The organism is Nitratidesulfovibrio oxamicus (assembly GCF_015731765.1).
Lineage (GTDB): Bacteria > Desulfobacterota > Desulfovibrionia > Desulfovibrionales > Desulfovibrionaceae > Cupidesulfovibrio > Cupidesulfovibrio oxamicus.
In genome coordinates, this window is record NZ_VRYY01000010.1 from 1 (window position 1) to 9,928 (window position 9,928).

8 protein-coding genes are annotated in these 9,928 nt (G+C 67.5%); all 8 read right to left on the bottom strand.

The window, feature by feature from the left end; genetic code table 11:
• Nucleotides 1-1,050: transcription antitermination factor NusB (locus FVW20_RS00450; protein ID WP_307831264.1), on the bottom strand; the 1,050-nt coding region annotated here is incomplete at its 3' end.
• Entirely contained in the window at nucleotides 1,047-2,072 is a 1,026-nt protein-coding gene (locus FVW20_RS00455) for a DUF116 domain-containing protein (RefSeq protein ID WP_196607818.1), read from the bottom strand. The genes FVW20_RS00450 and FVW20_RS00455, both read right to left, overlap by 4 nt.
• Nucleotides 2,073-2,225: 153 nt before the next feature.
• The gene (gene fmt, locus FVW20_RS00460) at nucleotides 2,226-3,284 is read right to left on the bottom strand and encodes a methionyl-tRNA formyltransferase (RefSeq protein ID WP_372434955.1); all 1,059 of its coding nucleotides are present in this window, start codon (nucleotides 3,282-3,284) and stop codon (nucleotides 2,226-2,228) included.
• Nucleotides 3,285-3,321: 37 nt separating this feature from the next.
• The gene (gene def / locus FVW20_RS00465) at nucleotides 3,322-3,876 is read right to left on the bottom strand and encodes a peptide deformylase (RefSeq protein ID WP_196607819.1); all 555 of its coding nucleotides are present in this window, start codon (nucleotides 3,874-3,876) and stop codon (nucleotides 3,322-3,324) included.
• Between the two features lie 150 nt (nucleotides 3,877-4,026).
• Entirely contained in the window at nucleotides 4,027-5,886 is a 1,860-nt protein-coding gene (aspS, locus tag FVW20_RS00470; RefSeq protein WP_196607820.1) for an aspartate--tRNA ligase, read from the bottom strand.
• Between the two features lie 218 nt (nucleotides 5,887-6,104).
• Nucleotides 6,105-7,400 (bottom strand): histidine--tRNA ligase, encoded by a 1,296-nt coding sequence (gene hisS / locus FVW20_RS00475; RefSeq protein WP_196607821.1) that lies wholly within the window; start codon nucleotides 7,398-7,400, stop codon nucleotides 6,105-6,107.
• A 333-nt stretch (nucleotides 7,401-7,733) separates the two neighbouring features.
• The gene (locus FVW20_RS00480) at nucleotides 7,734-8,540 is read right to left on the bottom strand and encodes a class I SAM-dependent methyltransferase (RefSeq protein ID WP_196607822.1); all 807 of its coding nucleotides are present in this window, start codon (nucleotides 8,538-8,540) and stop codon (nucleotides 7,734-7,736) included.
• Between the two features lie 357 nt (nucleotides 8,541-8,897).
• Nucleotides 8,898-9,928 (bottom strand): 5-methyltetrahydropteroyltriglutamate--homocysteine S-methyltransferase (metE, locus tag FVW20_RS00485; protein WP_196607823.1); only part of this gene is annotated, 1,031 nt, incomplete at its 5' end.

Here is a 9,928-nt window from a genome sequence, read left to right on the forward strand (position 1 = left end):
CACGCGCAGGCCGCGCAGGCGGCCCGCATTGGGGTCGCTGCACAGGCGAATGTCCACGCCGCGCTCCAGCAGGGCCAGCGCCTTGCCGCCGCGCCCGCAGCAGGCATCCCACACCGGGCCTTCCCATGTGTCCGGGCGCAATGCATCCAGCACTTCCTGCGATGCCGCCCCCTGACGAGACAGCAACCCGGCGCGCTCAAGCGCGGCCACCTCTGCCGGAAAGCCGCCGACAGGAAACACCACCCCGGCATGGCTGCATGCGGCGCCGCCGTGATCCGCAATCAGCTGGTCACGCAGCGCCTGCCAGCCGGGGCGAGCAGCATTGACGCGAACCGCCGGGGCCGGAGCCCGGGCGCTGGCCGCGAGCAGGGCTGCGGCACGGTCCGGTTCGTACGCATCGCACCACAGGTCCACCAGCCAGCGCGGTGCGGCATGGTACACGGACAGGAAATCGCGGGGGTCAGGCAGGTCGGCGTGGTACATGTCCGCGTTGCGGGCGTCGTCGCCCAGTCGGGCCACGTTGCGCAGCACCGCGTTGGCCAGCTTGCCGAGGCCGGGGCCGAAACGTTGGCGGATGTGGGTGACGGCCCAGTCCACAGCCGCATAGTCGGGAATGCGGTCAAGGTGCACTATTTCGTGGGCGGCCACGCCAAGGGTCAGCAGGGCCTCTTGCGGCAGCCTTTCCGGGGCCGTCAGGAAGCGCCGCAGGAGCCACGAAAGGCGGATTTCCGACCTCAGATACCCGTAAACAAGCTCCGTGGCCAGGGCGGCGTCCTGGCGCGAAATTCCGGCATGCCGCAATGCGGAGTCAGCCGAGGAAGAGGCCATGGACTTTTGAGCGGTTGAACCACTCTTGTTGGCTGAGGTTTCGCATGCGGTTGCGGGAGCGTGCACATCATTGCGCGCAGCGGTGTCCGCAAGCACGGTGTCCAGTGCGGCCTGTACTTCCTGTCCCTTGCGGAGCACCTTGTCCAGTGCGGCCAGGGCAGCGGCGCGGGCAGGCGGCAGGTGCCCGTCCTTCGCGTGGGGTTGGCGGGGGCGGGAACTCATTGCGGATCCGAAGGCGCGGCCGAGGCGGCAGCGGTGGAAGAAGCCGAAGGCGCGGCATCCTGTGCGCGGTGGTCGTGGCCTGCGGTGCTTCCGGCATTATCGGGCTGGCAGGCATTTCCGCCGCCAGCCCCGAAGGTGGCGTCGGCAACGGAGCCGGGCGCACCGGCTGCGGAAGCACCAGCTGCCGCACTCGCCGTGTCCTTTTCCCCAAGGTCTGGCGGCAGCACGTTCAGGAAGTGACGCAGGGCCTTTTCCACGTTGGCCAGGCTGACCAGCGTATCCAGACAGGGACCGTTGGGCCGCTCGTTGAGCACGCCATACACCGGGATGGGGTGGGTGTCCTGGATGCCGCTGGCAAGATCACGCTCGCAGGCCACGGCAATGATCAGCCGGGGGCGCTCCTTGACCACGATGCGCCGGGCAATGGTGCCGCCGGTGGCGATGGCCAGCTTGACGCCGTAGCGGTCGCGCAGGGCCAGCAGCTGTTCTATGGGGCACAGGCCGCAACGCTTGCAGTGGTCCACGCCGTAGGTCAGGCGCACCGCGCAGTTGCTGGACTGAAGGCAGTGCGGGAGCAGGATCAGCACGTCCGACGGGGCAAAGCTGCCCGTCTCGCCGCGCACCAGTTCGTTGTTGACCTTGATGAACGAGTGGCGCACCTCTTCGCGCGAGATGCCGAACAGCCGCCCCAACAGTTCCATGAGTGGCAGGAACAGCTTTACCGCCACGCCGCGCACCCGCTGCGAGCCGAACCAGGGCCGCCCGGTGTAGATGTGCAGCACAAGGCCCAGCGTTGCCCACACGATGAGCGCGATGCAGGCCACAAGCAGGGCGCCGGTGATGTCCGGAACCAGCGGATGGATGTTGCCAAGCCCGATGTACGGGATGATCCACCCCACCAGCAGCACCAGGCACAGGGCGGCGGAGGTCAGGCTGATGAGCCCGATGAACAGCCGCTTGCGGGCGCCGTGGTAGTCCTCTCGCGGGAGGGAATGCGGATTCTTGCGGATGGGCATGGACATGGCTTTCGTGTTGCGGAATGCGCAATGGGTTGGGAACGCGATGGCCGGGGGCTGGCCCGCGCTGGATTCAGTTGGCTACCGCCTTGACGATCCGGTCACCGTTGGCGGATGCGGCGCTGCACCCCGGGGGGCGGACACGCCAACGCCAGCCGCCTACACGCACACGGCAAGGCCGCCGTCGCACTCGCAGGCGTTCAGGTAGCCGCACAGAAAGGCGCGGGCGTCCATGGGCTTGCGGTCCGCCGGGCGGATGGAATCAACGAGGTACAGCCGGTCGGCGCAGGCGATGGCCAGTTGCTCGTCCACCAGCCCGACTATCGTACCGGGGGTGCCGGGAGCGGCGACCTCGTATTCCGGGGCATCCGACCGCAACGGACCGATGCGGCCAGGACCGAGGGCCACTCGCAATTCCTTCTGTCCTTCCCTCTGGATGGTGCAGTACGCGCCCGGCCACGGGGTTACCCCGCGAATGTGCGCGTGAACCTGCGCAGCGGGACGGTTCCAGTCGATGAGGCCGTCGGCCTTGGTCAGCTTGGCGGCGTAGGTGGCCCGGTCGTCATCCTGCGGAATGGCCACGGCGGTGCCGTCGGCCAGCTTGCCGAGCGCCGCGAGCAGCAGCCTGCCGCCAAGGTCGGCCAACTGGTCGTGCAGGTCGCCCGCGGTGTCGTTGATGTCGATGCCCATGGCCTTTTGCAGCAGCATGGGGCCGGTATCCAGGCTGGCTTCCATGCGCATGATGGTCACCCCGGTCACGGCGTCACCGGCCATGACGGCTCGCTGGATGGGCGCGGCGCCGCGCAGGCGCGGCAGCAGCGAGGCATGCACGTTGACGGGGCCAAGGCGCGGGATGTCCAGCACCGACTGCGGCAGTATCAGGCCGTACGCGGCCACCACCAGCACGTCGGGGCGCAGGGAACGCAATTCCGCAATGGCGTCCTCGGTCCTGAAATTCAGGGGCTGGTACACCGGCACGCCGTGCTCGATGGCCAGCAGTTTGACCTCCGGCGGGCGGCACTGCTGGCCGCGTCCGCAGGGGCGGTCGGGCTGGGTGTACGCGGCGATCACCTCGCAGCCGTCCCATTCCAGCAGGTGGCGCAGGATAACGGCGGCAAAGCCCGGCGTGCCCATGAACACCACGCGCAGCGGCGTGCGCGGCGCGGCTGGGGCCGTCACCCCCTGTGCGGCATCCGTATTGCCGTTGCCGTCCAGCATGGCGCCATCAGCGTGCACTGCGTCCTGCCCGGTCATGCTAGCGCGCTCCCGTGCGGGGTCTGGCCGCCGCCGTGGGCATGGGGCGGGGCGCGTTCTTCTGCATCTTCTTGACGCGCGAATCGTACAGGGTGCGCTTCAGACGGCTGATATGGTCGATGAACAGGGTGCCCTTCAGGTGGTCCACCTCGTGTTGCAGGCACACGGCCAGCAGGCCGTCGACGTCCATGCACACCTCGTTGCCGTCCAGGTCGCGGGCGGTCAGGCGCACGGTGTCGCTGCGGGTTACCGTGGCGCGGTAGCCGCCGGGCACGGACAGGCAGCCTTCCTCCGAGTCGATCTTCTCGCCGGTCAGTTCCAGACGGGGATTCACGAAGGTCATCAGCGCCTCGCGCTTTTCCGGGCCGGACACGTCCACCACGATCAGGCGGCAGTGTTCGCCCACCTGCGGCGCGGCAAGGCCGATGCCGTCCTGCCGGTACATGGTTTCGGCCATGTCCGCGGCAAGCTGGCGGATTTCATCGGTGATCTCGGTGATGTCCTCGCATTCGACGGCAAGGCGCGGATCGGGATATTGCAGCACTTCTCGGATCATGGGCGGTCCTGTGATGTGGGCGTTTGATGCGGTCACCTTACGGTAAGCACGCCGTGCGGGCAAGGAAAGGGCTGGAAACAGGGGCCGAAGCGACGGGGGAGGAAGGCGTGCAGCCTTCCTCCCCCGTGCGGAGCAGTCTGTGTGCGGGGCCTAGCCCTGCGGGGCGTCCGTGGAGGCTGCGTCCTTGGCGGCTTCCTTGCCCGTTTCGCGCAGGCGCAGGCCCAGGTCGCGCAACTGGCGGGCGGATACGCTGTCCGGGGCCTGGGTGAGCAGGCAGGTGGCCTTCTGCGTCTTGGGAAAGGCGATGACGTCGCGGATGGACGACGAGCCGGTCAGCAGCATGGCCAGACGGTCCATGCCGAAGGCGATGCCGCCGTGCGGCGGGGCGCCCATTTCAAGCGCCTGGGTCAGGAAGCCGAACTGCGCTTCCGCTTCTTCGGGCGAGAAGCCGAGGGCCGCGAACATGCGGCGCTGCTTTTCCGCCGTGTGGTTGCGGATGGAGCCGCCGCCCAGTTCGTAGCCGTTCAGCACCATGTCGTAGGCGCGGGCGCGTGCCGCCGCCGGGTTCTCGACCATGACGTCCATGTGGCCGTCCTTGGGCGAGGTGAACGGATGGTGGCAGGCCACGTAGCGCTTTTCTTCCTCGTCGTATTCGAACAGCGGGAAGTCGGTGACCCACAGGAAGTTGAAGGCGTTCTCGTCGATGAGGCCAAGGTGCTCGCCAAGGCGCACGCGCAGGTTGCCCAGCGCCGCGTTGACCATGCCCGGCGCGCCCGCCTGGAAGAACACGATGTCGCCCGTCTCAAGGCCCAGCGCTTCCTTCAGCCCGGCGCGCTCCGTATCGGACAGGAACTTGGCGATGGGCGACTGCCATTCGTCAGGGCGGATCTTGATCCAGGCCAGTCCCTGCGCGCCGTAGATCTTCACGAACTCGGTGAATTCGTCGATCTCCTTGCGGGTCATGGTTTCGCCGCCGGGCACGCGCATGGCCTTGACCAGTTCCGCCGTGGCGAACAGCTTGAAGTTGGAGCCGCGCACGATGTGCGTGACATCCTGCAGCTCCAGTCCGAAGCGGGTGTCCGGCTTGTCCACGCCGTAGCGGGCCATGGCGTCGTCATAGCTCATGCGCGGGAAGGGGGTGGCGATCTCTCGCCCCAGCGCGTCGCGGAACACGCGGGCCATCAGGCCTTCGGCCATGGCCATCACCTGTTCCTCGTCCACGAAGCTCATCTCGATATCGATCTGGGTGAACTCCAGCTGACGGTCGGCGCGCATGTCCTCGTCGCGGAAGCAACGCACGATCTGGTAGTAGCGTTCCATGCCCGACATCATCAGCAGCTGTTTGAACAACTGCGGCGACTGCGGCAGGGCGTAGAACTGGCCCTGGTTCAGGCGGCTGGGCACCAGGAAGTCGCGCGCGCCTTCCGGCGTGGACTTGGTGAGGTAGGGCGTCTCGATTTCCAGAAAGCCCAGCTCGTCCAGGTAGCGGCGGGTGGCCTGCGCGGCCTTGTGGCGCACGATGAAGTTGTTGGCCATGCGCGGGCGGCGCAGGTCGAGGTAGCGGTACTGCAGGCGCAGGTTCTCGCTGGCCTCGGTGCGGTCCTCGATGACGAAGGCGGGCGTCCTTGAGGTGTTCAGCAGCTTCCATTCGGAAACGTACACCTCGATCTCGCCGGTCTTCATGCCGGGGTTGGTCATGCCTTCGGGCCGGGGGCGCACGGTGCCGCGAATGGCCAGCACGTATTCAGAGCGGATGATGTGCGCGCGCTCATGCGCGGCGGGGTTGACGTCAGGGCTGAACACGATCTGGGTAAGGCCCTGGCGGTCGCGCAGGTCCACGAAAATGAGGCCGCCGTGGTCGCGGCGGTACTGCACCCAGCCCATCAGGCAGACTTCGGCCCCGGTGTCGGCGGCGGTCAGGGTGCAGCAATCGTGGCTGCGCACCCAGTCGCCCAGGGGTTCGATGTACTGCTGGTGTTCCTGTTGGACGTCAAGTTTCTGATCGCTCATGAACGGTTCCTTTGGATGTTTCCCGAGGATGACAAGTCGGAAAGGGACGGAAACGGGGTAGGAAGAGTACCGGGGAGGGGACCCTTTGCGGCAGCCGTTAGGTGAGCGCTTGCGCGAACCTTACGGATGGCGACCGCAACGCGGAAAGGGTCTCCCTCCCCGGACCCCTCCCCCCAAACTTTTCAAAAGGGTAGCGACAGATGCTGTCGGCAACCACACTAAACGTGGTTCACGGCCTCGCCCTGCGGCACGCTGCGCTGCTCGCCGCTGTCCATGTCCTTGATGACCACGGTGCCGTTGGCCATCTCGTCGCCGCCAAGCAGCAGGGCGCAACGCGCGCCGGTGCGTCCGGCCTGGCGCATCTGGCCCTTGATGCCGCGCGCGGCAAAGGACACCTCGCCCGCCTTGCCCGCCGCGCGCAGTTCCTGCGCCAGCAGCATGGCCGCGTCCGCCGCAGCCGGGTCCAGCACGGCGATGTAGAAATCGGGCCGCTTCTTCTCCAGCGCGGGCAGCATCAGCGCAAGGCGCTCCATGCCGCAGGCAAAGCCCACGCCGGGCACGTCCGGGCCGCCAAGCTGCGCCACCAGGCCGTCATACCGTCCGCCGCCCGCCACCGACGACTGCGCGCCGATGGAGCCGGACACCACCTCGAAGGTGGTGCGGTTGTAATAGTCCAGCCCGCGCACCAGGCGCGGGGTGAGCACGTAGTCCAGCCGCGCGGCGTCGAACACGCGCAGCACCGTATCGAAGTGGCTGCGGCATTCCGGACAGTTGTGGTCGATGATGCGCGGAGCGTCGGCGGTCAGCTCGCGGCAGGTGGGCACCTTGCAGTCCAGCACCCGCAGGGGGTTGGTGTCGATGCGACGGCGGCAGTCCTCGCACAGCGATTCGCGGTCGATGGAATCCAGAAAGTCGCGCAGCGCGGCCCGGTACACCGGGCGGCATTCGCGGCAGCCCAGCGAGTTCACCTGCAACGAAAGGTCGGTCAGCCCCAGTGCGCGCAGGAAGGTCATGAGCATCAGCACCAGTTCGGCATCGGCCTGCGGTTCCTGCGGGCCAAGGCATTCGCAGTTGATCTGGTGGAACTGGCGCATGCGGCCCTTCTGCGGGCGCTCGTAGCGGAACATGGGGCCGGTGGTGAACAGCTTGGACACCGGCTCCTGCGCATGGCGGCCCGCATCGATGAAGGCGCGCATGACGCCCGCCGTTGCTTCCGGGCGCAGGGTCAGCGAACGGCCCTTGCGGTCGGGGAAGGTGTACATTTCCTTCTGCACCACGTCGGTCTCGGTGCCGATGGAGCGACAGAACAGCTCGGTCCGCTCCAGCAGCGGGGTGCGCAGCTCGGTGTAGCCGTAACGGCCAAACACCTCGCGCGCGGTGTTCTCCATGAAGGTGAACACGTCGCTGTCGGGGCTGAACATGTCGGCGAACCCCTTGATGGTGCCCACCTTGTCGCCCGTGACCTTCTGTGCGGTCTGGGGGGCGGCGGTCTTGTCGGAATTGTTGGTGTTCATGGCTCGCTTCCGGATGCAGGCTTGCGCGGCAGGGGGCATGCGCACGGCACGCCGCGCCCCGCCGGTGCGGAAACAGCAATGGATAGTCCAATGGGCGGGTATTGTCAAAATCGTCGAATATCACGCGCGGGGAATGGCTCCGGCAGGCCCGAAGCACAAGGGCAGGACCGAATCGGCGCGGATGGGCAGAGAGCGGCGCGGCATGGGCGGGGAATGGACCGGGATGGAGCGGATTGACACGGATTGGACACGTAGCTGTCCATATTTGGCCCTGATGCGACCCTGATGCGGCCCTGATGCGGCCCTGATGTTACCGCGATGCGGCCGATCAGGCTACTCCCCGTGCTTTCTGCGGCAGGAAAAGCCGTCCGTGGCGGTCTGCCGGCCGGGCGCCATGCGCGACACGGCGGCCTTGCCCGTGCGAAGCACCAGCGGGGTGACGGGCATGCGGCGGCCAAAGTCCATGCGCATGGCCACATACGCCCCGAACGGCCAAAGGCTGATCCAGCCGTTCAGCATCTCGAACAGGCGCGATTCGCGCCAGGTGCAGGCCGGGCCGTGCAGCACCGAGCGCATGGTGACGGAGCATGCCACCCCCGTGCCGCGCACCAGCGCGTACATGGCAGGCACGCTGAACCAGCGGGCCTGCCGCATCAGCGAGTTGCGCAGCCCCGGCATCGGCGCCCCGTGGGTGGGGTAGTAGGGTGAAATCCGGTTCAGGAAGCCCACCAGCACCCCGCGCGAAGCCACCCGGAACGCTTCCGCCAGCGCCGCCGCAGGGTCGGGCACGAATTCCAGGCTGGTCAGCAGGGCCACGTAGTCGAAGGCGTCGTCGTCAAAGGGCAGGTGGTCGGCCACGCCAAGGTGGAAGTCCGCCCGGCAGTTCAGCCGTTCGCGCGCGGCCTCCAGCATGGCCTCGCTGCTGTCCAGCCCGGTGACGTCGAACCCCGCCTCCCAGAAAGATTCCAGGAATACCCCCGGGCCGCAGCCCACCTCCAGCAGGGTGTGCCCGCGCCGGGGCCAGCCCGACACCATGTGGTGCAGCAGCCGCTGTTCGTGCCGTACCGCAAACGCCCCCCTGGGCGTCTCCAGCCACTGCATGTAGCCCCGCACCGTGTCCGCATCCCACCGCTGGTTCATGCGCCTCCCCATTGCTTCCGGCATCCGGTTTGGGCGCAGCATACGCCAAGTCCCCCCGCGCGAAAAGGGTGTGGAGGGCAGAGGGGGGAGGAGGAAGAGGGGAAGGAGGAGAGGAAGAAGGAACCGGGGGCGGGGAAGAAACTTTTTCCAAAAAGTTTCTTCCCCGCCCCCGGACCCCCACCCCTTCTTCCAAAACGTTTCCATAGGGGGAGTAGCGCAAGGCAGGGCGTTGGGATGTTGCGGTTTCGTATTGCGGAGCGGCCCCCAATTAAAAAGTTTGGGAGGATGGGGGGCCGGGGGAAGGAACCTTTTTCAAAAGGTTCCTTCCCCCGGATAGTTCTCAATGGGTTCTCTTGATCAGGCGTTGCCCCGCACCCGTGCGGCGGCGGCCACGAGGTGGGCGAGGCTGGCGCGGGTTTCGGGCCAGTCGCGGGTTTTCAGGCCGCAGTCGGGGTTGGCCCACAGGCGGTCCAGGGGCAGGACGCGGATGGCGGCGCGGAGCAGGGTTTCCATTTCGTCGATGGAGGGCACGCGCGGGCTGTGGATGTCGTACACGCCGGGGCCGACCTCGTTGGGGTAGGCGTGGGTGGCGAAGACATCCAGCAGCTCCATGCGGCTGCGGCTGGCTTCCAGGCTGATGACATCGGCGTCCAGCGCGGCCACGTGGTCGATGATGTCGTGGAAGTCGCAGTAGCACATGTGGGTATGGATCTGGGTGGCGTCCCGCACGCCGGACGAGGCCAGACGGAACGCTCCCACGGCGGCGTCGAGATAGGCGGCATGGGCGGCGCGGCGCAGGGGCAGGCCCTCGCGCAGGGCGGGTTCGTCGATCTGGATGACGCCGATGCCCGAGGCCTCGAGGTCGGCCACCTCGTCGCGTATGGCCAGGGCAAGCTGGCGGAAGACCACGGGCCGGGGCACGTCATCACGGACAAAACTCCAGCAGGCGATGGTGACCGGGCCGGTAAGCATGCCCTTGACCGGTTTGCCGGTCAGCGACTGGGCGTGGGTGATCCAGCGCACGGTCATGGGGCCGGGACGCGAGACGTCGCCGTAGAGCAGGGGCGGCTTGACGCAGCGGGTACCGTAGCTCTGCACCCAGCCGTTGGCGGTGATGCAGAACCCGCGCAACTTCTCGCCGAAGTATTCCACCATGTCGTTGCGCTCCGGCTCGCCGTGCACCAGCACGTCAAGCCCGAGGGCCTCCTGCTCGCGGATGGCGGTGGCGATGGCCTCGCGCATGGCTGCGTCGTACTGGGCCTCGGTGATCTGGCCGGTGCGCAGCTTGCGGCGCTGGGCGCGGATGTCGGCGGTCTGGGGGAACGAGCCGATGGTGGTGGTGGGCAGCACGGGCAGGCGCAACGCGGCGCGCTGGGCGGCGATGCGGG

Bases quoted from the DNA above. Each gene is read 5' to 3' on its own strand.
- fmt (WP_372434955.1), bottom strand. From the start codon at position 3,284: ATGCTGGACGGCAACGGCAATACGGATGCCGCACAGGGGGTGACGGCC.
- hisS (WP_196607821.1), bottom strand. From the start codon at position 7,400: ATGAACACCAACAATTCCGACAAGACCGCCGCCCCCCAGACCGCACAG.
- FVW20_RS00455 (WP_196607818.1), bottom strand. From the start codon at position 2,072: ATGTCCATGCCCATCCGCAAGAATCCGCATTCCCTCCCGCGAGAGGAC.
- aspS (WP_196607820.1), bottom strand. From the start codon at position 5,886: ATGAGCGATCAGAAACTTGACGTCCAACAGGAACACCAGCAGTACATC.
- def (WP_196607819.1), bottom strand. From the start codon at position 3,876: ATGATCCGAGAAGTGCTGCAATATCCCGATCCGCGCCTTGCCGTCGAA.
- FVW20_RS00480 (WP_196607822.1), bottom strand. From the start codon at position 8,540: ATGAACCAGCGGTGGGATGCGGACACGGTGCGGGGCTACATGCAGTGG.